General features: G+C 44.9%; 26 protein-coding genes and 2 other annotated features. All 26 genes read right to left on the minus strand.

Translation table 11 applies throughout. From position 1 onward, the window contains the following. Positions 1-15 precede the first annotated feature (15 nt). A complete protein-coding gene (gene rpoB / locus AR442_RS19530) occupies positions 16-3,597 on the minus strand; it encodes a DNA-directed RNA polymerase subunit beta (protein ID WP_017419472.1) in 3,582 nt (1,193 codons plus the stop codon). A 246-nt stretch (positions 3,598-3,843) separates the two neighbouring features. Further along, positions 3,844-4,449 carry a class I SAM-dependent methyltransferase gene (locus tag AR442_RS19535; RefSeq protein ID WP_015388780.1) on the minus strand — a complete coding sequence of 202 codons (606 nt, stop codon included), beginning with the start codon at positions 4,447-4,449 and terminating at the stop codon, positions 3,844-3,846. A 91-nt stretch (positions 4,450-4,540) separates the two neighbouring features. Continuing rightward, positions 4,541-4,912 (minus strand): 50S ribosomal protein L7/L12, encoded by a 372-nt coding sequence (gene rplL, locus AR442_RS19540; RefSeq protein ID WP_003156436.1) that lies wholly within the window; start codon positions 4,910-4,912, stop codon positions 4,541-4,543. Positions 4,913-4,953: 41 nt separating this feature from the next. Beyond that, positions 4,954-5,454 (minus strand): 50S ribosomal protein L10, encoded by a 501-nt coding sequence (gene rplJ, locus AR442_RS19545; RefSeq protein WP_014416746.1) that lies wholly within the window; start codon positions 5,452-5,454, stop codon positions 4,954-4,956. A 63-nt stretch (positions 5,455-5,517) separates the two neighbouring features. Next, positions 5,518-5,660: a sequence feature (ribosomal protein L10 leader region), on the minus strand. Positions 5,661-5,708: 48 nt separating this feature from the next. After that, positions 5,709-6,407: a 50S ribosomal protein L1 gene (rplA, locus tag AR442_RS19550; RefSeq protein WP_003156431.1), complete on the minus strand. Its 699-nt coding sequence runs from the start codon at positions 6,405-6,407 to the stop codon at positions 5,709-5,711. A 94-nt stretch (positions 6,408-6,501) separates the two neighbouring features. After that, entirely contained in the window at positions 6,502-6,927 is a 426-nt protein-coding gene (rplK, locus tag AR442_RS19555; RefSeq protein WP_003156430.1) for a 50S ribosomal protein L11, read from the minus strand. Positions 6,928-7,094: 167 nt separating this feature from the next. Then, complete coding sequence (gene nusG, locus AR442_RS19560) at positions 7,095-7,628, minus strand: transcription termination/antitermination protein NusG (RefSeq protein WP_003156423.1); 534 nt, start codon at positions 7,626-7,628, stop codon at positions 7,095-7,097. Positions 7,629-7,795: 167 nt separating this feature from the next. Next, entirely contained in the window at positions 7,796-7,975 is a 180-nt protein-coding gene (gene secE / locus AR442_RS19565; RefSeq protein WP_003156422.1) for a preprotein translocase subunit SecE, read from the minus strand. A 32-nt stretch (positions 7,976-8,007) separates the two neighbouring features. Next, positions 8,008-8,157 carry a 50S ribosomal protein L33 gene (rpmG, locus tag AR442_RS19570; RefSeq protein WP_003156421.1) on the minus strand — a complete coding sequence of 50 codons (150 nt, stop codon included), beginning with the start codon at positions 8,155-8,157 and terminating at the stop codon, positions 8,008-8,010. A gap of 85 nt (positions 8,158-8,242) precedes the next feature. Then, the gene (sigH, locus tag AR442_RS19575; protein ID WP_003156415.1) at positions 8,243-8,899 is read right to left on the minus strand and encodes an RNA polymerase sporulation sigma factor SigH; all 657 of its coding nucleotides are present in this window, start codon (positions 8,897-8,899) and stop codon (positions 8,243-8,245) included. 62 nt (positions 8,900-8,961) lie between these two features. Next, positions 8,962-9,474, minus strand: a complete 513-nt coding sequence (rae1, locus tag AR442_RS19580) for a ribosome-dependent mRNA decay endonuclease Rae1/YacP (protein WP_003156414.1) — start codon at positions 9,472-9,474, stop codon at positions 8,962-8,964. Positions 9,475-9,480: 6 nt separating this feature from the next. Then, complete coding sequence (gene rlmB, locus AR442_RS19585; RefSeq protein WP_003156413.1) at positions 9,481-10,230, minus strand: 23S rRNA (guanosine(2251)-2'-O)-methyltransferase RlmB; 750 nt, start codon at positions 10,228-10,230, stop codon at positions 9,481-9,483. Beyond that, positions 10,214-10,645: a Mini-ribonuclease 3 gene (locus AR442_RS19590; protein WP_003156412.1), complete on the minus strand. Its 432-nt coding sequence runs from the start codon at positions 10,643-10,645 to the stop codon at positions 10,214-10,216. The genes rlmB and AR442_RS19590 overlap by 17 nt, the downstream gene beginning before the upstream one ends. 4 nt (positions 10,646-10,649) lie before the next feature. After that, positions 10,650-12,050, minus strand: coding sequence for a cysteine--tRNA ligase (gene cysS, locus AR442_RS19595; protein ID WP_003156411.1), 1,401 nt, complete (start codon positions 12,048-12,050; stop codon positions 10,650-10,652). After that, entirely contained in the window at positions 12,047-12,700 is a 654-nt protein-coding gene (gene cysE / locus AR442_RS19600; protein ID WP_014416745.1) for a serine O-acetyltransferase, read from the minus strand. Before cysE ends, cysS begins: the two co-directional genes overlap by 4 nt. Positions 12,701-12,773: 73 nt before the next feature. After that, positions 12,774-13,007, minus strand: a binding site (T-box leader). A 2-nt stretch (positions 13,008-13,009) separates the two neighbouring features. Continuing rightward, positions 13,010-14,461, minus strand: coding sequence for a glutamate--tRNA ligase (gene gltX / locus AR442_RS19605; RefSeq protein ID WP_053285120.1), 1,452 nt, complete (start codon positions 14,459-14,461; stop codon positions 13,010-13,012). Between the two features lie 91 nt (positions 14,462-14,552). Then, a complete protein-coding gene (gene ispF / locus AR442_RS19610; protein ID WP_003156407.1) occupies positions 14,553-15,029 on the minus strand; it encodes a 2-C-methyl-D-erythritol 2,4-cyclodiphosphate synthase in 477 nt (158 codons plus the stop codon). Further along, entirely contained in the window at positions 15,022-15,720 is a 699-nt protein-coding gene (gene ispD / locus AR442_RS19615; RefSeq protein WP_053285121.1) for a 2-C-methyl-D-erythritol 4-phosphate cytidylyltransferase, read from the minus strand. The genes ispF and ispD overlap by 8 nt, the downstream gene beginning before the upstream one ends. A 12-nt stretch (positions 15,721-15,732) precedes the next feature. Further along, on the minus strand, positions 15,733-16,833 hold the full coding sequence (locus AR442_RS19620; protein ID WP_003156403.1) for a PIN/TRAM domain-containing protein: 1,101 nt from the start codon (positions 16,831-16,833) through the stop codon (positions 15,733-15,735). Between the two features lie 113 nt (positions 16,834-16,946). Continuing rightward, positions 16,947-18,029: a DNA integrity scanning diadenylate cyclase DisA gene (gene disA, locus AR442_RS19625; protein WP_003156401.1), complete on the minus strand. Its 1,083-nt coding sequence runs from the start codon at positions 18,027-18,029 to the stop codon at positions 16,947-16,949. Positions 18,030-18,032: 3 nt separating this feature from the next. Next, positions 18,033-19,412 carry a DNA repair protein RadA gene (gene radA, locus AR442_RS19630; RefSeq protein ID WP_014416742.1) on the minus strand — a complete coding sequence of 460 codons (1,380 nt, stop codon included), beginning with the start codon at positions 19,410-19,412 and terminating at the stop codon, positions 18,033-18,035. A 93-nt stretch (positions 19,413-19,505) separates the two neighbouring features. Further along, a complete protein-coding gene (gene clpC, locus AR442_RS19635; protein ID WP_007410388.1) occupies positions 19,506-21,938 on the minus strand; it encodes an ATP-dependent protease ATP-binding subunit ClpC in 2,433 nt (810 codons plus the stop codon). Then, entirely contained in the window at positions 21,935-23,026 is a 1,092-nt protein-coding gene (gene mcsB / locus AR442_RS19640; protein ID WP_014416741.1) for a protein-arginine kinase McsB, read from the minus strand. The genes clpC and mcsB overlap by 4 nt, the downstream gene beginning before the upstream one ends. Further along, positions 23,026-23,583, minus strand: coding sequence for a protein-arginine kinase activator protein McsA (gene mcsA, locus AR442_RS19645; protein ID WP_007410387.1), 558 nt, complete (start codon positions 23,581-23,583; stop codon positions 23,026-23,028). The genes mcsB and mcsA overlap by 1 nt, the downstream gene beginning before the upstream one ends. 13 nt (positions 23,584-23,596) lie before the next feature. Continuing rightward, positions 23,597-24,061, minus strand: a complete 465-nt coding sequence (gene ctsR / locus AR442_RS19650; RefSeq protein WP_003156396.1) for a transcriptional regulator CtsR — start codon at positions 24,059-24,061, stop codon at positions 23,597-23,599. After that, the coding region (locus AR442_RS20760; RefSeq protein WP_025854070.1) for a hypothetical protein at positions 24,062-24,264 on the minus strand (203 nt) is incomplete at its 5' end.

The raw sequence follows: 24,264 nt of genomic DNA on the forward strand, positions 1-24,264 counted from the left end.
TTTATCAATCAGAGACTATTCTTTCGTTACTGCGTCACGTTCAACGTCTGGAGATGCTGTTTCTTCCGGCGCTTCATCACCTGATAATGCAAGGCCGTCAGCCTGTTTCGCATCTTCCTCGTCTTCTAGATCTCTCATTTCTATTTCTTCTTCATCGCCTGAAAGGATTTTTACGTCCATACCTAAGCTTTGAAGCTCTTTGATCAATACTTTGAATGATTCCGGAACACCAGGCTCTGGAACATTGTCGCCTTTGACGATGGCTTCATATGTTTTCACACGTCCGACCACGTCATCGGACTTCACAGTCAGGATTTCTTGAAGCGTGTAAGCTGCGCCGTAAGCTTCAAGCGCCCAAACCTCCATCTCACCGAAACGCTGTCCGCCGAATTGGGCTTTACCGCCGAGAGGCTGCTGCGTAACAAGTGAGTAAGGACCTGTAGAACGGGCATGAAGTTTATCATCAACCATGTGCGCCAGTTTGATCATGTACATGATTCCGACTGATACACGGTTGTCGAACGGTTCTCCCGTACGGCCGTCATAAAGAACTGTTTTAGCGTCTCTTGACATGCCTGCTTCTTCAAGTGTTTCCCACACATCTTCTTCACGCGCGCCGTCAAATACAGGTGACGCGATGTGAATGCCGAGGTAGCGGGCAGCCATACCCATGTGAAGTTCTAATACCTGACCGATATTCATACGTGATGGTACACCCAGCGGGTTAAGCATGATATCGATCGGCGTGCCGTCAGGAAGGTAAGGCATATCTTCTTCAGGAAGAATCTTCGAGATAACCCCTTTGTTTCCGTGACGTCCGGCCATTTTATCACCTTCAGAAATCTTACGTTTCTGAACGATATATACGCGTACAAGCTGGTTCACTCCCGGAGGAAGTTCGTCGCCGTCTTCACGGTTGAAGACTTTTACGTCGTGGATAATTCCGCCGCCGCCGTGAGGCACACGGAGAGAAGTATCACGGACTTCACGCGCTTTTTCTCCAAAGATCGCATGCAGAAGGCGTTCTTCAGCCGTAAGCTCAGTTACACCTTTAGGCGTTACTTTACCTACGAGAAGGTCTCCGTCGTTGACTTCCGCACCGATACGGATAATTCCGCGGTCATCAAGATTGCGAAGCGCGTCTTCCCCTACGTTTGGAATATCGCGGGTGATCTCTTCCGGCCCAAGCTTTGTATCACGTGCTTCTGATTCATATTCTTCAATGTGAATAGATGTGTATACATCATCTTTCACAAGGCGTTCACTCATGATGATGGCATCCTCATAGTTGTAACCATCCCATGTCATGAAGCCGACCATTACGTTGCGGCCGAGAGCAAGTTCACCAAGCTCCATTGAAGGTCCGTCAGCAAGGATTTCTCCTTTGACTACTTCATCGCCGACACTGACGATCGGACGCTGGTTGTAGCACGTACCTTGGTTGGAGCGGACAAATTTCAGCAAGCTGTACTTATCCAGGTTGCCTTTTACTTTTTGGCCGTCAATTTCTTCATAGCGGCGCACCCATACGTTTTTCGCTTCCACCCGTTCAACGATACCAGGGTGTTTACAAATAACGGCTGCACCGGAGTCTTTACCGGATACGTATTCCATACCCGTTCCGACGATCGGAGCTTCCGGCTGCATCAAAGGCACAGCCTGACGCTGCATGTTCGCTCCCATGAGGGCGCGGTTCGAGTCATCGTTTTCCAAGAACGGAATACATGCTGTCGCAGCAGAAACAACCTGTTTAGGAGATACGTCCATGTAATCCACGCGGTTGCGGGCTACAACGGTGTTTTCCCCTCTGAAACGCGCTACGATGCTGTCATCCAAGAAAGAACCGTCATCGCTCAGCTTAGCATTCGCTTGGGCTACGACATAGTTATCCTCTTCATCAGCAGTCAGGTAGTCGATTCTAGGCGTTACTTTTCCTGTTTCAGGATCAACGCGGCGGTATGGCGTCTCAATGAAACCAAAGCGGTTTACTTTCGCAAATGATGACAATGAGTTGATCAAACCGATGTTCGGGCCCTCAGGCGTTTCAATCGGACACATACGGCCATAGTGAGAGTAGTGAACGTCACGTACTTCCATACCTGCGCGCTCACGTGTCAAACCGCCCGGTCCGAGAGCTGACAGACGGCGTTTGTGCGTCAATTCAGCAAGCGGGTTCGTCTGATCCATGAATTGAGAAAGCTGTGAGCTTCCGAAGAACTCTTTAATAGACGCAATAACAGGTCTGATGTTAATCAGCTGCTGCGGCGTGATTGTATTTGTGTCTTGAATAGACATTCTTTCACGTACGACACGTTCCATCCGGCTTAAACCGATACGGAATTGGTTTTGCAGGAGCTCACCTACAGAACGCAGACGGCGGTTTCCGAGATGGTCGATATCATCAGTGTCGCCCACTCCGTGCAGGAGGTTGAAGAAGTAGCTGATAGAAGAAATAATATCAGCAGGCGTAATGTTTTTAATCGCCTCTTCGATGTAAGCATTGCCGATCACATTGATCGTCTGCTCTCCTTCTGCATCGGTAGGAGCATAGATTTTAATGGATTGAAGCATCACTTCATCCTCGACGACGCCGCCGTTAGGATAAAGTTTTCTGAAGCCGATTCCATTTTCTAAGTATGGCAGTACTTTATCAAGTGTTCTTCTGTCAAGAATCTGCCCTTTTTCAGCGAGAATTTCACCGGTTTCCGGATCCACCAGTGTTTCTGCAAGTCGCTGGTTAAACAGGCGGTTCTTGATATGAAGCTTTTTATTAATTTTATAGCGTCCTACATTCGCAAGGTCGTATCGCTTCGGATCGAAGAAACGGGAATCCAGCAAGCTTTTTGCGTTTTCTACTGTAGGCGGCTCTCCGGGACGAAGGCGCTCATAGATTTCAAGAAGCGCTTTGTCACTGTTTTCAGTGTTGTCCTTATCCAGTGTATTGCGGAGATATTCGTTCTCACCAATGAGATCGAGAATCTCTTGGTCGGAACCGAAGCCGAGAGCACGCAAAAGAACCGTAACCGGCAACTTACGTGTGCGATCAATGCGGACATACACAACATCTTTCGCATCAGTTTCGTATTCTAACCATGCGCCACGGTTTGGAATGACAGTCGCGGTAAAACCTTTTTTACCGTTTTTGTCTACTTTACCACTGAAATATACACTTGGAGACCGAACAAGCTGAGATACGATAACACGTTCTGCACCGTTAATGATAAAAGTACCTGTATCTGTCATAATAGGGAAATCACCCATGAAGACATCTTGGTCTTTTACCTCTCCAGTTTCTTTGTTAATTAAACGAACCTTCACTCTTAGCGGAGCTGAGTAAGTCACATCACGTTCTTTTGATTCCTCTACAGGATATTTAGGCTCACCTAAACTATAATCAATGAACTCAAGAGAGAGGTTACCAGTGAAATCCTCAATTGGTGATATGTCTTGAAACATCTCTCTAAGACCCTCATCAAGAAACCACTGATAAGAAGAGGTTTGAATTTCAATGAGATTTGGTAATTCTAACACTTCGCTAATGCGAGCATAGCTTCTGCGCTGGCGGTGTCGTCCATACTGAACTAGTTGACCTGTCAACTGATTCACCCCTCAAATCATGCGTATTATATGTGTAATAAGCATTTCTTCCAAAGAAAGAAAATACTTTTACAAGACAAAAGAAAAAAGGGTTTCTAATTAAGAAAACCACATCCAAAAACAAATACCGATTTTATTAGCATTTCCATGTTTGTATAATTTATACATGCACTATGATTATTTCAGCATATCATGCAAAATATATACATTGGCATTTTACAATATTAACATAGCTGAAAATTCAAGTCAAACTTTTTTTGCTTTTATGATATAATAGCCTTTCTTTTTTTGAACCACAGAAACTTCGTCAAAAAGCTCCTTCAGTTTTTCAATGGCAGAAGGCCCGCCCTGTTTTTTCTGTATAACGATCCACAATTCACCTGAAGCCCTTAAATGCTCAGCGCTTTTTTCAAAAATGGCATGGACAACTTTTTTTCCGGCGCGGATTGGGGGGTTTGTAATAATAGAAGCAAATGTTTGAGCAGAATCAATATTTGAAAATAAATCACTCTGATAAATTCGAACGTTTTTTATTCCGTTTTTTTCTGCATTTTCATTTGACAGCTCTACGGCTCTTTCATTCACGTCAATCATGTGCACGGTGCGGTCTGTAAATGCACCGGCGAGTGACAGACCGATCGGGCCGTAACCGCAGCCTGCATCCAGGAAGTCACCATCGATCTCCGGTTCTTCAAACGCTTCAATTAAGACACGCGAACCGAAATCAACTTCCTTTTTCGAGAAAACGCCGCTGTCACTTGTGAATGTATAAGATCTGTTCCGCAGTGTAAATGACCATGTCTGTTTATCGCTTTTAACTGAAGGTTTTTCTGAATAATAGTGTTCACTCATCATTAGAACCTCCTTTTATAATGGCACTTAAAGAAAAGCAAAGAAAAAGCCCGCCTCATAAAAGCGAGCTTCCCCTACAGGCAAGTGAAGATTACTTAACTTCTACAGAAGCGCCAACTTCTTCAAGTTTAGCTTTAAGCTCTTCAGCTTCTTCTTTCGCAATACCTTCTTTAAGTGGTTTTGGAGTGTTGTCAACAAGTTCTTTAGCTTCTTTCAAGCCAAGACCAGTGATTTCACGAACAACTTTGATAACTTTGATTTTCTGAGAACCTGCACCAGCAAGGATAAGGTCGAATTCGCTTTGCTCTTCAGCAGCGCCGCCAGCAGCAGCTCCGCCAGCTACAGCTACAGGAGCAGCAGCAGTTACGCCAAATTCTTCTTCGATTGCTTTTACTAGGTCGTTCAATTCAAGTACAGTTGCTTCTTTAACGGAAGCAATGATTTCTTCGATATTTAAAGCCATTTGAAATTCCTCCATTTGTTTTATTTTAGGGTAAAATCAGATTAAGCGCCTTGTTCTTCCTTTTGTTCTGCAACTGCTTTAGCTGCAAGTGCAAGGTTGCGAACTGGAGCTTGAAGTACGCTAAGCAACATAGAAAGTAAGCCATCGCGTGAAGGAAGTTCAGCAAGAGCTTTCACTTCTTCAACAGAAGATACTTTTCCTTCGATAACGCCCGCTTTGATTTCCAGAGCTTCGTGATTCTTCGCGAACTCGTTAAGAACTTTTGCCGGAGCGACAACATCTTCAGTACTGAATGCGATCGCATTCGGTCCAGTTAAGACATCATTCAAACCATCAAGTTCAGCTTGTTCAACCGCACGGCGAGTCATTGTGTTTTTGTACACTTTGAACTCTACGTTAGCTTCGCGAAGCTGTTTACGGAGTTCAGTTACTTCAGAAACGTTAAGTCCGCGGTAGTCAACGATGATCGTTGATTTGCTTTCTTTCAGTTTAGAAGCAATCTCTTCAACAACAACTTTTTTTGTATCAATTGCGCTGCTCATGGTTACACCTCCTGTAGATTTTGTGTAACACTTATACCGCTAGGTGATCACGACTGTGACGACGATTTCATATAAAAAGCCTCCATGTGGACATGGAGGCTGTATATACAAGCATACGTAACGTAATAGCTGTGATATATATACACCTCGGCAGGATATTAAGCCTCAACGGCCCCTGCTGTCTACGGTATAAATGACATATTATATTTTACAACATTTTGAATCATATCAGAATGCTGATCTAAAGTCAAATATTATTTTACGTTGAAAGTAGAAGCGTCTACTTTGACACCAGGGCCCATAGTAGAAGTAACGGCAACGTTTTTCACGTAAACACCTTTAGCCGCAGCCGGTTTTGCTTTCAGGATTGTATCATACATTGTTGTGAAGTTCTCAACAAGTTTTTCATCCTCGAAAGAAACTTTTCCGATCGGAACATGGATGTTACCAGCTTTGTCAACGCGGTATTCTACTTTACCAGCTTTGATTTCGCCGATTGCTTTTTCTACTTCGAATGTAACAGTTCCTGTTTTAGGGTTTGGCATAAGACCTTTTGGTCCAAGCACACGGCCGATTTTACCGACTTCACCCATCATGTCAGGAGTCGCAACGATTACATCGAATTCGAACCAGCCTTGCTGGATTTTCGCGATGTAATCAGAATCGCCAACGTAGTCTGCACCGGCAGCTTCAGCTTCTTTTGCTTTTTCGCCTTTAGCGAATACAAGCACGCGCTGAGTTTTACCAGTTCCGTTAGGAAGTACAACTGCACCGCGGATTTGCTGATCGTTTTTACGAGGGTCAACCCCTAAACGAAAAGCAACTTCAACTGTAGCGTCGAATTTAGCTGTGTTTGTTTTTTTAGTAAGCGCCACTGCTTCAGCGACGTCGTAAGCTTTCGCACGGTCTACAAGCTTCGCAGCTTCAACGTACTTTTTACCTTTTTTAGCCATTTTAAAATTTCCTCCTTATGTGGTTATAGCGGAATAACCTCCCACGAATAAGGGTTGCGAACTTGTGAAAACTCGCAACCCGACAAGAAACAAATTAATCCTCGATAACGATACCCATACTGCGGGCAGTACCTTCAACCATGCGCATTGCCGCTTCAACGTCTGCTGCGTTTAAGTCAGGCATTTTCGTTTCAGCGATTTCGCGAACCTTATCGCGCTTAACGGTTGCCACTTTATTACGGTTTGGTTCACCAGAACCAGACTCAATTCCAGCTGCTTTTTTAAGCAATACTGCAGCAGGCGGAGTTTTTGTAATAAATGTAAATGAACGGTCTTCGTAAACCGAAATTTCAACAGGAATGATTAAACCAGCTTGGTCAGCTGTACGAGCGTTAAACTCCTTACAGAATCCCATGATATTTACACCGGCTTGACCTAGTGCAGGTCCAACTGGCGGCGCTGGGTTAGCTTTTCCAGCAGGAATTTGCAATTTTACAACTTTTACTACTTTTTTAGCCACGAGACACACCTCCTTAAGTCCGTGATGTGGTAATAGGGTAAACCCTCCCACTCAAGGTTTCATTCTTTATATGAATGACGAAATATCAAGCTAGCTGCCTTGGATTAGTCCAAGACGTACCTTTGCTATATTATCATTAATATATAGCAATTTCAAGTTTTTTCACATTACAATTTGTCGATCTGGGTAAATTCCAGTTCAACCGGCGTTTCACGGCCGAACATGTTAACGAATACTTTCACTTTGCTCTTATCATAATCAATCTCTTCAATTGATCCTGTAAAGTTGGCGAAAGGTCCGTCTATGACTTTGACTGTCTCATTCAATTCAAAATCAATGTCGGTTTTCCGCTCATCCATGCCCATCCGCTTTAAGATGGTTTCTGCTTCGCCAGGAAGAAGCGGAGTCGGCTTTGAGCCTGAACCGGCTGATCCGACGAATCCGGTAACGCCCGGCGTGTTGCGGACCACATACCAGGAATCATCAGTCATGACGATTTCTACAAGCACATAACCCGGGAACACTTTCTTTTTGACTACTTTTTTCTTGCCGTTCTTAATATCAGTCTCTTCTTCTTCAGGGACGACAACGCGGAAAATTTTATCCTGCATTCCCATTGATTCCACACGTTTTTCAAGGTTCGCTTTTACTTTGTTTTCATAACCGGAATACGTATGAACAACATACCAATTCTTTTCCATTCTATCAGGACTCTGCAGTCCTTCCCTCCCCGCATTTAAAAATGAAGTGTAAAACAAAAAATAGGCTCAGGGCCTATGAATCCTTTTTTCAACAACACAATAAAAAACCCGCTGAACGGGTTTTGGCAAACGATATTATGATCTATTATAGCACGTATTGCTGATCATTATTCAACTATTAAACGAATTAATTGAGAAATTCCTGTATCAAGGAGGGCAAAAAAGATAACAAAAAAGATAACCGTTGAAATCACCGTGATCGTATAGCGCGTTAACTCTTTGCCTTTAGGCCAGCTAACCTTTTTCATTTCTTTCCCAACATCTTTAAAGAAACTCATCATGCGCATGTAAAAGACCTCCACAATTTAAAAAGCGAACACTATTTTGTTTCTAAATGAGCTGTATGTGAATTGCAAGTGCTGCAGTACTTCTTAACTTCTAACCGCTCAGCCGCTGATGCAGAGCTTTTCATTGTCGTATAATTACGATTTCCGCATGTTTTGCATGCCAGCGTAATCTTTTTTCTCATGTCGTTACACCTTTTCCTAAACATTCATTTATCTTAATAAAATAGCACAGTCAGAAAAATTCTGTCAATATGACACAGAAACCTGCTACAGGCTGATCTCTCTTATTTCTAAATACTTTTCAAGCTTGCGCTTCACGCGCTGCAGGGCATTATCGATCGATTTTACGTGTCGGTTTAAGTCATCTGAAATCTCTTGGTAACTTCTTCCGTCCAAGTACAGAACAAGCACCTTTCTCTCCAGATCGCTCAGCAGTTCTCCCATTTTCATTTCGATATCATCAAATTCTTCCTGATTAATAATCATCTCTTCAGGATTTAACGTTTTAGCGCCTGAAATGACATCAAGCAGTGTTCTGTCAGATTCTTCATCAAAAATAGGTTTGTCTAAAGAAACATAGGAATTTAAAGGAATGTGTTTCTGACGGGTAGCTGTCTTTATTGCGGTAATAATCTGGCGGGTAATGCATAATTCTGCAAAAGCTTTAAATGAAGTGAGCTTGTCCTCTCTAAAGTCTCGGATAGACTTATATAAGCCTATCATCCCTTCCTGTACAATATCTTCTCTGTCGGCCCCTATTAAAAAATAAGACCTTGCTTTCGCCCGTACAAAATTACGGTACTTCGTAATCAAGTAATCTAACGCATCACTGTCCCCAACATGAACCTTTTCAATGACCTGCTCGTCCTCCAACTGGCAAAATTGCACTTTGTTGAACTTTCCCTTGCTGTTCTGTAGATTCACTGCGATCCCCCCGGCGCACGTAGATAGAAATATTATACATTAATGGGCGAAAAAGCGTCAACCTAATCCAGACCGCCTCGGCGCCACTTTTCAAACGTTTTCAAAACCTCTTCGGACAGCTCGATTTTACCCGGTGGTTTTTCAGAAGTGATCTTTGAAACCCGCCTTTGAATCCGGCGTTCTATCGTATCCACTTCCCTCAGGAGCTCCCGGGCGGATTTACGGAGAGCCCCTTGTCCGAAAATCGCCCACTGCTCCGTATAATCGGAAGTTGCGACATGAATCTGTGTCGCAATATTGTTTAGCGCCTGGGCAAGCTTCTCGATCCGCTCATCCGCCGTCTCATTCTCCCGTGTGAAAATCACTTCGACTCTGTGATTCGTTTGTTTTTTCTCTATGCCTTTTACCAGGTGTGCGTCAAACACCACAATGACTCTGATTCCCGTGTAGGACTGATATTCCGCCATCTTCTGGATCAGTACATCTCTCGCTTCTTCAAAACTGTTCGCTTTTAAATCCTTTAGCTGCGGCCAAGCTCCAATCATGTTGTATCCGTCTACTAACAGGATGTCCATCTGTCTTCATTCCCCTAAAGGATTGCGCTTCCGGTAGACTTCATACATGAGAAGGCCGGCCGCTACCGACGCATTCAGAGACGTGACTTTTCCCGCCATCGGAAGCTTAATGAGAAAATCACATTTCTCTTTCACAAGCCGCCCCATTCCTCTGCCTTCGCTTCCGATAACGAGCGCCAAAGGCATCTTGCCGTCCATAGAGCGGTAGTCTTCCCGGGCGGATGCATCCGTTCCGACGACCCAAATCCCCCGCTCCTTCATTTCATCAAGTGTCCGGGCAAGGTTGGTCACCTTCACGACGGGAATGTGTTCAATCGCACCGGTCGAAGCTTTTGCGACCGTCGAAGTCAGTCCGACCGCTCTGCGTTTCGGAATCACGATGCCGTGTGCACCGACAGCGTCAGCCGTTCTCATGATGGAACCGAGATTATGAGGGTCTTCCAGCTCGTCCAGTATGAGAAAGAAAGGCTGTTCGTTTCTCTCTTCCGCTCTTTTATATAATTCGTCTAATTGTGCATATTCATATGCCGCCACCTGGGCGACAACACCCTGATGCTGCCCCTCAACCATCTGATCGAGTTTTTTCCTCGGTACAAATTGAATGGTGACGCCGCGCTTTTTAGCAAGCTCCATAACTTGCTGCGCCTGTCCTTTTACTGTGTTTTCCGCCATCCATAACTTATACAGCTTGCGATCTGACTTTAACGTCTCAATCACAGCGTTTTTTCCTATGACGTAATCATGTTGCTGACTCATTTGTTTTCCTCCCTGACGTCCCGACTTGTATAGCCTCAGCAATCAGCTGATTCAGTCTTTCTTCTCTTTTCTCAAGAAAAAGGTATCCGAGTAAAGCCTCAAAAGCTGTACTATGGCGGTACGTCTGTACATCTGTGTTTTTAGGCGTCGTCCCTGATTTCGCGTTTCTGCCTCTTCTCAGCACGGCTTCCTCTTCCTCCGTGAAAAAGGATTCGTCCTGAAGGCGGAACAATATGTCTGCCTGTGATTTTGCCGATACAATCCGGCTCGCCTTCTTATGAAGGTCATTCGGTTTCGTAAAGCCCTGCTTAAGCAGGTGATGCCGGACGTATATTTCAAAAATGGCATCACCCATATAAGCAAGCGCAAGACCGTTTAACTGCTTTGAATCTTTGATTTGTTCAAATTGAAGCATCCGCTTACTCTCCCCGCTTCCAGCGAGTTCCCTGGGCCGTATCTTCAAGAATGATATTCATGCTTTTCAGCTGATCGCGAATCTGGTCTGACAAAGCAAAATCGCGATTGCGGCGGGCTTCATTTCTCTTCTCAATCAACTCTTCAATCTCTTCGTCGACAAGCTCTTCTTCGCCGAGCGTAAGTCCGAGAACAGATCCGATTCTGTCAAACATGCTGATAAAGGCTTTAATGACGTGATCCGCCGTATTGTCTTCCTGCATGTAGTAATTGGCGAGCTTCGCCAGATCAAACCAAACGGAAATCGCATTCGCCGTATTAAAATCATCATCCATTGCTTCTTCAAACGCAGTGCGGTGCTCTTCAATTTTAGCGAGCCATTCCTCATCATTGTCAGTCAGATTCGTGCTGCTAATCAAACGATGGTTTAAATTACTGTAGGCCGTCTTCAGGCGGTTAAACGCGTTTTTTGTTTTCTCAAGCAGCTCTTCCGAATAGTTGATCGGGTGGCGGTAATGAACGGACAGCATGAAAAATCTCAAAAGCTGCGGGTCATATTGCTTAATGATATCGTGCACCAAAACAAAGTTGCCGAGCGATTTTGACATTTTCTCATTATCGATATTGATATATCCGTTGTGAAGCCAGTATTTTGCGAATGTCTTGCCTGTTAATGCTTCAGATTGGGCGATTTCGTTTTCATGGTGCGGGAATGTCAGGTCCTGACCGCCGGCATGAATATCGATTTCGTCACCCAAATACTTTTTCACCATTGCGGAGCATTCAATATGCCAGCCCGGGCGGCCTTTTCCCCAAGGGCTATCCCATGAAATTTCTCCGTCCTTAGCAGCTTTCCAAAGAGCAAAGTCCAGCGCATCCTCTTTCTTCTCGCCGACACGGATACGCGCGCCTGATCTGAGTTCATCAATTGATTGCTGAGATAGCTTGCCGTAGCCTTCGAAGGCCCTTGTTTTGAAATAGACGTCGCCTTCTGATTCATAAGCGTAGCCTTTTTTAATCAGCTCGCTGACAAATTCAATAATGGCGTCCATGTTTTCCATGACCCGGGGATGAAGATCCGCTTTCCGGCATCCGAGGGCGCCCACGTCTTCAAAATACGCTTTAATGAACCGCTCAGAAACGGTCGGGACGTCCTCGCCGAGCTCGTTGGCCGCCTTAATCAGTTTGTCGTCAACATCGGTGAAATTCGATACGTATTGAACATCGTATCCTTTATACTCCAAATAGTTGCGTACGGTATCATACACAATCGCCGGACGGGCGTTTCCGATATGAATATAGTTGTATACAGTCGGTCCGCACACGTACATTTTTACTTTGCCTTCCTCAAGAGGAACGAATGTTTCCTTTTTCCGTGTCAATGTATTATAAAGTGTAATGGTCATTTTTGGTTGATCCTTTCTTTTTTATCTTCCAGTTCAGCCTGCAGTTCAAAAATCTGCTGCTCCAATGCTCTAAACCGGTCAGCAACCGGATCGGGCAAGTCTTGGTGATTGAGATCGCGTTTGATTTTTCTTCCGTTCCGAATGACGACTTTCCCCGGTATGCCGACAACGGTCGAAAAGTCGGGAACATCACGAAGCACAACGGAGCCGGCCCCTACTTTAGAACCCTGCCCGACCGTAATAGAGCCGAGCACCTTCGCTCCGGTTGCAATTAAAGCATCATCTTTTATGGTCGGATGCCGCTTCCCCTTTTCTTTTCCCGTTCCCCCGAGAGTGACACCTTGGAATACCGTCACGTTATTGCCGATTTCACATGTTTCCCCTATGACGACCCCCATACCGTGGTCAATGAAAAACCTTCTCCCGATGGTCGCGCCGGGATGGATTTCAATTCCGGTAAAGAAACGGGCAATCTGTGATATCAGGCGCGCCAGGAAGAAAAATCTCCGTTTATATAAAGCATGTGCAATCCGATGCGCCCATATAGCATGTAAACCAGAATAAGTTAAAACAACTTCGAAATAGCTTCTTGCTGCCGGATCTTGATCGAACACTGTATCTATGTCTTCTTTTAGCATTTTAAAAAACACATGCTTCCCCCCATTCTCTCCCCGCTCCAGTCTGTTTTCCGCCTATAAAAAAAGCGCCTCTGCATGTAAACATGACAGAGACGCTTTTACCGCGCGGTTCCACTCTGTTTGAAAAACAAGTCACTGTTTTCCCAACTTAAAAGCCGGTAACGGCGGCGGCCGCCTTTAAATACTGATTTCCGCAGAAATGTTCTTCAAAGGTCTTAAGGGCGCACTTCTAAAACATGACGCATGAATCTCTCTCAGCCGATGAAGATTCTTTCTGTAATGGTCATTGTTTTATACTCTTCCCTGTCAACAATCGTATATTTAAATGCTTTTCAGGCGTCTTACGGCTGTTTCTCTGCCGATCAGCTCAATGGCCTGCGGAAGCTCCGGACCGTGTGTCTGACCGGTAACCGCTACACGAATCGGCATGAACAGCTTTTTGCCTTTATGGCCTGTTTCTTTCTGAACAGCCTTGATTGAGGCTTTGATCAGCTCAGGCGTAAATTCTTCAAGCTCTTCAAGCTTCGCAGCAAATACGCTGAGCACTTCAGGCACCTGTTCTTCTTCCAGAACGGCTTTTGCCTCTTGATTATACTCGATCTCATCTTTAAAGAACAAATCAGTCAGCTCGACAATTTCAGCGCCGTAGCTCAATTGCTCATGGTAAAGAGAGATTAATTTACGAACCCATTCCTGCTCTTCGGCAGAAAGCTCAGTGCCGACTTTTCCTGCTTTTTGCAGGTGCGGCAGGGTCAGCTCAACAACTTGATCAAGATCCAGCGCTTTGACGTATTGGTTGTTGACCCATTTCAGTTTATGCATATCAAACAGAGCCGGTGACTTAGACAAACGATTTACATCAAAAATGTCAATGAATTGTTCTCTTGTGAAAAGCTCTTCTTCACCGACGGGAGACCAGCCGAGAAGTCCGATAAAGTTAAACAGCGCTTCAGGCAGGTAACCCAGCTCATCATACTGCTCAATAAACTGGATAATTGATTCATCACGTTTACTTAATTTTTTGCGGCTTTCGTTTACGATAAGCGTCATATGTCCGAAGACAGGAACATCCCAGCCGAATGCCTGGAAAATCATGATCTGTTTCGGTGTATTTGAAATGTGATCCTCACCGCGGAGCACGTGCGTCATTTTCATTAAGTAATCGTCAATCGCGACGGCAAAGTTATACGTCGGTGTTCCGTCTTTTTTGACGATGACAAAGTCGCCGATGCCGTCTGATTCAAAAGAAATCTCACCTTTTACGATATCGTTAAATGCGATGATTTTCCCTTCCGGCACGCGGAAACGGATGCTCGGCTGTCTGCCTTCGGCTAAAAACTGCTCCTGCTCTTCCTGAGTCAGGTTTCTGTGTTTGCCGGAATAGCGCGGCATTTCCCCGCGGGCGATTTGCTCTTCACGTTCTTTCTCAAGTTCTTCTTCCGTACAGAAACATTTATAAGCTAGCCCTTTTTCAAGAAGCTCTTCATAGTACTCTTTGTAAATGTCGTTACGCTCAGACTGGCGGTACGGGCCGTATTCTCCGCCGACATCCACACTTTCATCCCAGTCCATGCCGAGCCATTTCAAATAGTTGAGCTGGCTTTGCTCTCCGCCTTCAATATTTCGCTTTTTGTCCGTATCCTCAATCCGGATAATAAACTTTCCGCCTTGGCTGCGGGCAAATAAATAGTTAAAAAGCGCCGTTCTGGCGTTACCGATATGCAAATGTCCGGTCGGACTCGGTGCATAACGAACGCGTACTTCATTTCCCATGTTCAAATACTTCCTTTCATCTCGTCTGTAGCCTCTAGCCGAATATATGTATCTATTCTACCACCAAATAGACCGGGCATCAAAACAATGATCAGGCTTTTTGGATCAGAACGGTTGCCTGAGCGGCAATTCCTTCGGCTCTTCCGGTAAACCCGAGCTTTTCTGTCGTCGTTGCTTTTACGTTTACTTGAGAAACGTCCGCCTCAAGGCCTTCCGCTATCCGTTTTCTCATAGCATCAATATGCGGCGCCATTTTCGGCTTTTGCGCAATAATCGTGCAGTCTATATTTCCGAGTACATACCCTTTTTCTTTTACAATGTTCCAAACATGCTGAAGCAGCTTAAAAGAATCCGCATCTTTGAATTCCGGATCAGTATCCGGGAAATGCTTGCCGATATCTCCTTCACCTGCCGCTCCGAGACACGCGTCTGCGACTGTATGCAGCAATACATCAGCATCTGAATGTCCGAGCAGCCCTTTTTCATAAGGAATTTCAATTCCGCCGATGATGAGAGGACGGCCTTCCGTTAATTGATGCACATCAAATCCTTGTCCGATTCTAAACATTATGATTCCCACTTTCCGCTTTCATGATTGCTTCCGCGGATATCAGATCATCCGGCGTTGTCAGCTTAATATTGGTATAGCTGCCTTCAACGATACTCACCTGATATCCATCAAGACGCTCGACGAGGCTGGCGTCATCCGTCCCTAAGAAGCCTTTGTTTTCCGCTTCCATATGCGCCGTTTTCAATAAAGAAAGACGAAAAGCCTGCGGCGTTTGAACGGCCCACAAGCTTGAACGATCAAAGGTCTCCGCAACCCGGGAGCCTTCCGCCCGTTTTATCGTGTCTTTCACAGGAACAGCCAGGACAGCCGCTCCCGCCTCCTCTGCTGTTTCAACGAGCTTATCGATATGCTGATGTGTGACAAACGGGCGCGCTCCGTCATGAACAAGGACGACCGATTCCTTATCAATCACTTTCAGTCCTTCGTACACACTGTGCTGACGCTCCGCACCTCCGGTAACAAGCTCAATTTCCGTCTGAATCGGAAATTGGGCCAGCAGCTGGTGAAAATCTTCCCGTTCACTCTCGTTTATCACCAGGATTATTTTCTGACAGGGTGCGTGGCTTTCAAAAACCCGCAGTGTGTGTATAATAACAGGCGCACCTTTTAAGCTGATGAACAGCTTATTTTTCCCGGCCTTCATCCGTTTTCCTTGTCCGGCAGCCGGAATAACGACAACATACTCCATATTAACTCCCTCTTAAAGAGCTTTCTCAAGCAGCTTGGGCTTGGCAAAAATCATTCGTCCCGCCGCTGTCTGCAGTACGCTGGTTACGAGCACATCAATATGCTTCCCTATATAATTGCGGCCTTCTTCCACAACAATCATCGTCCCGTCATCCAAGTAAGCCACACCTTGATTATGCTCTTTCCCGTCCTTAATCACCTGCACATTCATCTCTTCGCCCGGAAGCACAACCGGCTTCACCGCGTTTGCAAGGTCATTAATATTCAGTACCGCAACCTTCTGAAGCTCACATACTTTATTTAAATTAAAATCATTCGTCACAACGACACCGGATGTCAGCTTCGCAAGTTTGACAAGCTTGCTGTCAACCTCCTGAATGTCCTCGAAGTCGCCTTCATAAATTTCAACCGTAATATCCAGTTCCTTTTGAATGCGATTCAAGATATCCAGTCCGCGGCGTCCTCTGTTACGTTTTAAAACATCTGAAGAATCAGCAATATGCTGTAATTCCTCCAGCACAAATTGAGGAATGACAATGACGCCTTCTAAAAAGCCCGTCTGACAAATATCTGCAATTCTCCCATCAATAATAACACTTGTATCCAAGATTTTCAGCCTTTTATCCTGTTCCTCCTGCTCCTCATCAGCACTTCCCTTTTTCTTCTGCATTCTTGCAGAAATGGAGAAAAGACTGATCAGTTCATCCTTTTTCTTAAATCCGACTTGGAAGCCCAGATAACCGAGAAAGAAAGCCAGAAAGACCGGAATGATGGTGCTGAATATACGGTACGGAATATTGTCCAGCGGAATCACGTTTACAATGAGATATGCGATGATAAGTCCAAAAACCAATCCGAGACTCCCGAATAACAGATCCGGCACCGGAGCTCTCAGCAAAGAATCTTCAATCCATTTTACCCAATTAATCACATATTCTGTCGTCCATATACTGATGAGAAAAAAGATAATAGCACCAATTGCAGCAGACGTATATGCGTTTGTTATTAAAGGTATGTCCTGTATATTTGACAGCACAAACAATTCAGGTATTAAAAAGATACCGACAACGCCGCCCACAATAATGAAGAACGCCTGAACTATTCGTTTTAACATACCTCCACCTCCTTTTAAGTAGCATTTTTTCAGCAGACTGTCAGAGCCTACAAATTCAGAATAAACAAAAACTAACAATAATATACCCGGATTCCGACAGGTTTAAGCGATTCTTAAAGCTGTCTATCTATATAGTGTTTTTCCTGAAGGCGTTTTAAGCCTTTTTTGATTTTTTGGGCGCGCACTTCTCCGATACCCTCGACATCATCAAGCTCTTCCACAGTGGCTTCCGTTATGCTTGGCAAAAATCCGAACGCCTCAACCACATTTTCAACAATCGGCATCGGCAGACGCGGAATTTTGTTCAGCAGCCTGTATCCTCTCGGGAGCACATAATCATCAAGATTCGTAGAAGCCGGATATCCAAGCAGCTTAAACAGAATGGAATCATCAAGCAGATCATAGCTGGACATATCCTGAAGCTCTTTTAACAGCACGAACGGATCTTTGATTTTTTCTTTGACATAGTCTTTGATGAAAAGTGCCGCCTCTTCTTCCATGTCCGTAATCAGTTCAATCACCTGCAGACGGATTAAGTGGCCTTCCGTTCCGAGTTCTTTAATATACATATTGATTTCATTTTTTATTCGGAGCACCATTTCATACCGATGCATGACGGACAGCACGTCACTGAATGTCACAAGCTCCTCAAACTCTAATGCGTTTAAAGCCGTAATCGTTTTGTCTAAAATGGTTTTATACTTCTCAAGCGTTTGAATGGCCTGATTTGCCTTTGTTAAAATAAATCCTATGTCCTTTAGTGTGTACTTCATGCTGTCCTGATATAACGTAATGACATTTCTGCGCTCAGAAATGGCAATGACGAGACAGCCGGTCTGCTTCGCCACCCGTTCCGCCGTACGGTGCCTCATTCCCGTTTCTGAAGAAGAAATGGTCGCCTCCGGCATAAGCTGCGTATTCGCATAAAGAATTTTCTGGCCGGAATCACTTAAAATAATGGCACCGTCCATTTTGGCCAGCTCGTATAAGTGAGCGGGCGCAAATGATGTATTAATATGAAAACCGCCATCGACGACTTGCTTTACCTTATCATTGTATCCGACAACAATCAGGCCGCCTGTATTTGCCCGAAGTACATTCTCTATCCCGGCTCTGAGCGGGGTGCCCGGTGCAACGAACTGCAGAATTGCAGACAGGTCAAGCTCTTGTTTCGCCCCTTTTTTCTCTTTTTCCATCTATTATGATCCTCCTAATGAAGTACGAAGCGCTTCTGCAACATTTGCTACTCCGACAACCTCAATCCCTTTTGGTATTGTCCACCCGTCTGCATTCGCCTCAGGTATGATCATGCGCTTGAAGCCGAGTTTCGCCGCTTCTTTTACGCGCTGTTCGATTCTTGACACCCTGCGGACTTCTCCTGTCAGACCCACTTCACCGATAAAGCAATCTGCGGGATTCGGCGGTGTATCTCTGAAGCTTGAGGCAATGCTGACGGCTACTGCCAAATCAATCGCCGGTTCATCCAGTTTGACCCCGCCGGCGACCTTTAAATACGCATCTTGATTTTGAAGCAAAAGACCCACCCGCTTCTCAAGCACAGCCATAATTAACGACACCCTGTTGTGGTCAATGCCTGTAGCCATGCGGCGCGGGTTTCCAAAACTGGTCGGTGATATGAGCGCCTGAATTTCAACGAGGATCGGTCTCGTTCCTTCCATTGACGCAACGATACTCGAACCCGATGCCCCGGCAGAACGCTCTTCCAAGAATATTTCAGAAGGGTTCAGCACCTCCGTAAGCCCCTCTTCCCGCATTTCAAAGATGCCCATTTCATTTGTGGAGCCGAAACGGTTTTTTACGGCCCGCAAAATACGGAATGTATGGTGCCGCTCTCCTTCAAAGTATAGAACGGTATCGACCATGTGCTCAAGCAATCTCGGCCCTGCGATCGATCCTTCTTTTGTGACGTGTCCGACGATAAAAATAGGTATGCCGTTTGTTTTCGCGATTTTCATCAATTCGGCCGTACACTCTCTTACTTGTGATACACTGCCGGGAGCCGAGGTGATATCACTTTGGTACACGGTCTGAATGGAGTCTACGACAACAAATGCGGGTTTCATCTCTTGTATAGCAGACGAAATATACTCCATATCGGTTTCAGATAAAACATGTAACATTTGGCTGTTGATTCCAAGTCTGTCGGCACGCAGCTTCGTTTGCTTCACGGATTCTTCCCCTGAAATGTAAAGCACGCTGCCGGCCGTATCTGCTAATTGTGCGGATACTTGGAGAAGGAGCGTTGATTTTCCGATGCCGGGATCGCCGCCGATTAATACTAACGAGCCCTTCACAACGCCGCCGCCAAGCACTCTGTTGAATTCTTCGAGCTTTGTGTGAACGCGGGGTTCTTCCGATGTTTCAATTGATGTAATGGGTGATGGTTTCTGGACGGTTTGAACGGAGTGGGAGAAAGCCGCCCGCCGATTCGCCGGCGCTTTTTTTATGGTTTCTTCCACCATTGTATTCCAAGCCCCGCAGCCCGGGCACTTTCCCATCCATTTTGCGGATTCATAACCGCATGAGTGGCAGATGAATTTTGTTTTTGATTTAGCCATATATGTTGTAAGACCTCTTCCTTATCGAATATTTCTCTATATAACAAAGTGAGGCATACACTCGCTTACGTATGCCTCATGTTTGTCACTATATTAGTTCGTTTTAGCAGTTGTTTTTACGACAAATTCGCCGTCCTCAACATCAAGAACAATGTGCTGGCCTTTATCAATATTGCCTCTGAGGAGTTCTTCTGATAATCGGTCCTCCACATGCTTTTGAATCGCTCTTCTTAACGGACGTGCGCCGTATTCCAAATCGACGCCCTCTTCTGCTACTTTTGCTTTTGCAGCATCCGTCAGCTCGATAGAGAGATCTTGTTCTTTCAGACGTTTTGTTAACTGATCAGACATAAGCGACACGATGTCTGTAAGATGTTTTTTCTCAAGGGAGTGGAAGACGATAATTTCGTCAATCCGGTTGATAAACTCAGGCCTGAAGGCACGCTTCAGCTCTCCCATGACTTTGTCTTTCATGTCTTTATGGTTTTGTGATTCATCCTGCACATTGAAGCCCACATATTTGTTGCGTTTCAGCTCGCTCGCTCCGACGTTTGACGTCATAATCAGGATCGTGTTGCGGAAATCCACAGTGCGTCCTTTTGAATCAGTCAAGCGTCCGTCTTCAAGCACTTGCAGGAGAATGTTAAACACATCAGGGTGCGCTTTTTCAATTTCATCAAGCAATACGACAGAGTATGGTTTTCTTCTCACTTTTTCTGTCAGCTGGCCGCCTTCATCATAGCCGACATATCCCGGAGGAGAACCGACAAGACGTGAAGTCGAGTGTTTCTCCATGTATTCGGACATATCCACTCTGATCATCGCTTCCTCATCACCGAAAATGGATTCCGCCAGCGCTCGTGCCAGCTCTGTCTTCCCAACGCCTGTAGGGCCTAAGAAGATGAATGAACCAATCGGGCGTTTCGGGTCCTTCAGACCGGCTCTTGCACGTCTGACAGCCTTTGCAACGGCTACAACAGCTTCATCCTGGCCGATGACGCGGGAGTGCAGAATGCTTTCCATATTGAGAAGCTTATCTGTCTCCGTTTGGGCAATTTTAGATACGGGCACCCCGGTCCAGCTGGATACAACCATCGCAATATCCTCTACAGAAACTTCGGAGTTCTCCTGGCCTTGTTTTTCTTTCCACGTTTTTTTCGTGTCTTCCACCTGTTCTCTCAAGCGCTGCTCCGTATCACGAAGGGAAGCCGCTTTTTCAAACTCCTGGCTCTGAACGGCAGCGTCTTTTTCCTTGCGAACTTCATCGAGTTTCTGCTCCAGCTCTTTTAAGTTCGGAGGCGTTGTGAAAGAACGGAGACGCACTTTTGAACCGGCTTCATCAATTAAATCGATCGCTTTATCCGGAAGGAAGCGGTCAGAAATATAACGGTCGGACAATTTTACCGCCGCTTCAATCGCTTCATCGGTAATGGATACGCGGTGATGCGCTTCATAGCGGTCACGGAGCCCTTTTAAAATTTGAATGCTTTCATCGGCTGACGGCTGATCCACCTGAATCGGCTGGAAACGGCGCTCCAGAGCCGCGTCTTTTTCGATATATTTACGGTATTCATCAAGCGTTGTCGCACCGATGCATTGAAGCTCTCCGCGGGCCAGTGAAGGTTTTAAGATATTCGATGCGTCAATCGCACCTTCTGCTCCCCCCGCTCCGATCAGTGTATGCAGTTCGTCAATGAATAAAATAATATTGCCGGCCTGACGTATTTCATCCATTACTTTTTTCAAGCGGTCTTCAAATTCTCCGCGGTATTTCGTACCGGCTACAACCGTACCCATGTCTAATGTCATTACACGTTTATCACGTAAAATTTCCGGCACTTCATTATTGATGATCTGCTGTGCGAGGCCTTCAGCAATCGCAGTTTTACCGACACCCGGTTCTCCGATAAGAACGGGATTATTTTTCGTTCTGCGGCTTAATACCTCAATAACACGCTGAATTTCTTTGCTTCGGCCGATAACCGGATCAAGACTGTCTTCCTTCGCAATCGCAGTTAAATCACGCGCCAGACTGTCCAGCGTCGGCGTGTTTGCATTGCTGTTCGTACCGGATGCAGAAGATCCCGTCTCATTGCTTCCCAGAAGCTGCAGCACTTGCTGTCTCGCCTTATTCAAGCTGACACCGAGATTATTCAGAACTCTCGCCGCCACGCCTTCTCCTTCACGAATCAGTCCGAGAAGTATGTGTTCTGTTCCCACATAAGAATGTCCTAGCTTTCTGGCTTCATCCATGCTGAGCTCAATGACTTTTTTTGCTCTTGGCGTATAATGAATCGTTTGAGACATTTCCTGTCCCCGTCCGATTAAGCTCTCCACTTCTTTCTGAATTTTATCCGAACCGAGTCCGAGTGCTTGGAGTGCTTTAGCCGCAATCCCTTCTCCTTCACGAACCAGACCTAATAAGATATGTTCAGTTCCAATATTGTTATGGCCTAAGCGCAGTGCTTCTTCCTGTGCCAGTGCCAATACCTTTTGAGCTCGCTCTGTAAACCTTCCAAACATCATATCGAATCATCCTCCTGTCTATTTGCACTCATTTCTAAATGCAGCCTTTCCCTGATAAGAGCCGCTCTTCTCGCGTCTCTTTCGTTCGGCCGTAATGCACCGCCCGAATATTGCTGGAGAAAACCCGGCTGTGTCAAAATCATCAGTTCATTAAGTATATTGCTTGATAGCCCTTTGATGATCCCCAGGTCTATCCCCAGCCGAACGTCAGAAAGGCATTTCGCCGTTTCCTTTGATTCAATCATACGGCAGTTGGATAAAACACCGTAAGATCTGAATACCCGGTCCTCCAATTCAATTTTCGAGGTTTGGTAAAGCGCTTCTCGGGCTGAACGTTCCTGCTCAATCAGCTGGGCAGCCACACTGTTTAAATCATCTACAATGTCCTGTTCTGATTTTCCGAGTGTGATTTGATTTGAAATTTGAAAGATATTTCCTAATGCTTCGCTGCCTTCACCGTAAATTCCTCTAACAACTAGGCCTAATTGGTTAATTGCCGGTATAATTCGATTCATTTGCCTAGTTAATACAAGGCCCGGCAAATGCATCATGACTGAAGCCCTTAGTCCCGTCCCTACATTTGTAGGACAGCTTGTTAAGTACCCTCTCTTCTCTCCAAAGGCGTAATCCACTTTCTCCTCAATCCAGTCATCAACCTGGTTTGCCGCTTTTATGGCGTTGAGAAGCTGGAAGCCGGGGAAGAGGCATTGAATTCTGATATGATCTTCTTCATTTAACATAATGCTGACTTCTTCATTTTCAGAAAGCAGACAGCCGCCAAAAGGAGATTCCGTTAAATTCGGGCTGATGAGATGTTTCTCCATCAGCACCCGTTTTTCCAAAGGCTGAGCTTCACTCATTCTGATTAAATGAAATTGACCGATATCAGGCAGTTCTTTTCCTGAAAAATGATCTTCGAATTGCTGAATGATGGATGAGGCTTCTTCATTCGTATACCGGGCGGGAAACTTTATATTTTCAAAGTTTCGGGCCAACCGTATACGGCTGCTGAGTACAATGTCACTTTCAGGTCCCTCTTGCTTCATCCAATTGCTTAGTGCGTCCTGAATAAAATGCTTGAGCGACATTACCCTTGTTCCCCCTCACTGTCTTTACTTTTTAATTTTTGCTCTAACGATCGGATCTGATCCCTGACCTCCGCTGCTCTTTCAAACTCTTCGTGGTGTATTAAAGATTCAAGTTCTTTTTTTAACATTTCCATTTGCCGTCTTACATGCAGGTTTCCGCCTATTCGTTTTGGAATTTTCCCGGCATGCACCGTATTCCCGCTGTGAACTTTTCGCAAGATCGGCGTAATTTGGCTGTAGAACGTATCGTAACATTCCGCACAGCCGAAACGCCCTGTTTTTCTCAGCTGCTGAAACGTCATACCGCATTTCTTACAAGCTGTCCCTTGCTCTGAATAGCCGAACATTTGAGAACCGGTGTTTTGAAATGAAGACTCCATATTCAGCAGCCCTGATAATAAATTATGAATCGAGAACCCTTGGTTTCCACTTATACTGTATGAATCGCTATTTTCTTTTGCACATTGTTCACAAATATGAACTTCTTGTTTTTCTCCATTAACAACTTTCGTAAAGTGAAAAGTGGCCGGTCTCTCATTGCATTCTTGACAAATCAATCTTTTCACCCGCTTACTTTAGTTTTAAAGATGTGAGCATTGCTTTCATCATTCTGGCTCTTAGCTCATCCCGTTCGGGCAAATCAATATATAGAACTGAACGATCCATTACACTCACCATCATTTTAGCTTCTCTTTCCGAAATAACTCCGTCCTCTAACAGTCTGAGAATAATGTCATCAGAGGCTGCCTGGGACAAGTGGGTATGAATCTGCGAAATAATATTATTGATGAGGACGACTTCGTTATTCATTTTAATTTTGATAATACGAATATAACCGCCGCCTCCCCGTTTACTTTCAACAATATATCCTCTTTCACTTGTAAATCTGGTGTTGATGACATAATTTATTTGGGAAGGAACACATTGAAATTTATCAGCGATTTCACTGCGTTTGATCTCTAAAATTTCTTTGCCATTTTGATCTAATACTTGTTTCAAGTACTGTTCAATGATGTCAGAAATATTATGTCCCACTCAACCCCCTCCTTTATTGACTTTGACTATATTTGACTTTAATCTTACTATAAGGTGTTTCGCAAAATTTTTCAACTGTATCGCTCTATCTCTATTATTTCCACTTTGCACAAGCATAAAACCTGCTTTTGCAAAAAGGCATATCGTTACGTTTCTCATATTATATAACGTATGCAAAAAAACACAAAAAAGGCAGCTCATGA

This window comes from Bacillus velezensis (genome assembly GCF_001461825.1).
GTDB classification, from domain to species: domain Bacteria; phylum Bacillota; class Bacilli; order Bacillales; family Bacillaceae; genus Bacillus; species Bacillus velezensis.

What these genes read in the sequence shown, in the direction of transcription:
- AR442_RS19535 (WP_015388780.1), bottom strand. Translation starts at nt 4,449, where the DNA reads ATGAGTGAACACTATTATTCAGAAAAACCTTCAGTTAAAAGCGATAAA.
- rplL (WP_003156436.1), bottom strand. Translation starts at nt 4,912, where the DNA reads ATGGCTTTAAATATCGAAGAAATCATTGCTTCCGTTAAAGAAGCAACT.
- rplJ (WP_014416746.1), bottom strand. Translation starts at nt 5,454, where the DNA reads ATGAGCAGCGCAATTGATACAAAAAAAGTTGTTGTTGAAGAGATTGCT.
- rplA (WP_003156431.1), bottom strand. Translation starts at nt 6,407, where the DNA reads ATGGCTAAAAAAGGTAAAAAGTACGTTGAAGCTGCGAAGCTTGTAGAC.
- nusG (WP_003156423.1), bottom strand. Translation starts at nt 7,628, where the DNA reads ATGGAAAAGAATTGGTATGTTGTTCATACGTATTCCGGTTATGAAAAC.
- secE (WP_003156422.1), bottom strand. Translation starts at nt 7,975, where the DNA reads ATGCGCATGATGAGTTTCTTTAAAGATGTTGGGAAAGAAATGAAAAAG.
- rpmG (WP_003156421.1), bottom strand. Translation starts at nt 8,157, where the DNA reads ATGAGAAAAAAGATTACGCTGGCATGCAAAACATGCGGAAATCGTAAT.
- rae1 (WP_003156414.1), bottom strand. Translation starts at nt 9,474, where the DNA reads ATGGACATCCTGTTAGTAGACGGATACAACATGATTGGAGCTTGGCCG.
- rlmB (WP_003156413.1), bottom strand. Translation starts at nt 10,230, where the DNA reads ATGAGTCAGCAACATGATTACGTCATAGGAAAAAACGCTGTGATTGAG.
- AR442_RS19590 (WP_003156412.1), bottom strand. Translation starts at nt 10,645, where the DNA reads ATGCTTCAATTTGAACAAATCAAAGATTCAAAGCAGTTAAACGGTCTT.
- cysS (WP_003156411.1), bottom strand. Translation starts at nt 12,050, where the DNA reads ATGACCATTACACTTTATAATACATTGACACGGAAAAAGGAAACATTC.
- gltX (WP_053285120.1), bottom strand. Translation starts at nt 14,461, where the DNA reads ATGGGAAATGAAGTACGCGTTCGTTATGCACCGAGTCCGACCGGACAT.
- ispF (WP_003156407.1), bottom strand. Translation starts at nt 15,029, where the DNA reads ATGTTTAGAATCGGACAAGGATTTGATGTGCATCAATTAACGGAAGGC.
- ispD (WP_053285121.1), bottom strand. Translation starts at nt 15,720, where the DNA reads ATGGAGTATGTTGTCGTTATTCCGGCTGCCGGACAAGGAAAACGGATG.
- AR442_RS19620 (WP_003156403.1), bottom strand. Translation starts at nt 16,833, where the DNA reads ATGTTAAAACGAATAGTTCAGGCGTTCTTCATTATTGTGGGCGGCGTT.
- disA (WP_003156401.1), bottom strand. Translation starts at nt 18,029, where the DNA reads ATGGAAAAAGAGAAAAAAGGGGCGAAACAAGAGCTTGACCTGTCTGCA.
- radA (WP_014416742.1), bottom strand. Translation starts at nt 19,412, where the DNA reads ATGGCTAAATCAAAAACAAAATTCATCTGCCACTCATGCGGTTATGAA.
- clpC (WP_007410388.1), bottom strand. Translation starts at nt 21,938, where the DNA reads ATGATGTTTGGAAGGTTTACAGAGCGAGCTCAAAAGGTATTGGCACTG.
- mcsB (WP_014416741.1), bottom strand. Translation starts at nt 23,026, where the DNA reads ATGTCGCTCAAGCATTTTATTCAGGACGCACTAAGCAATTGGATGAAG.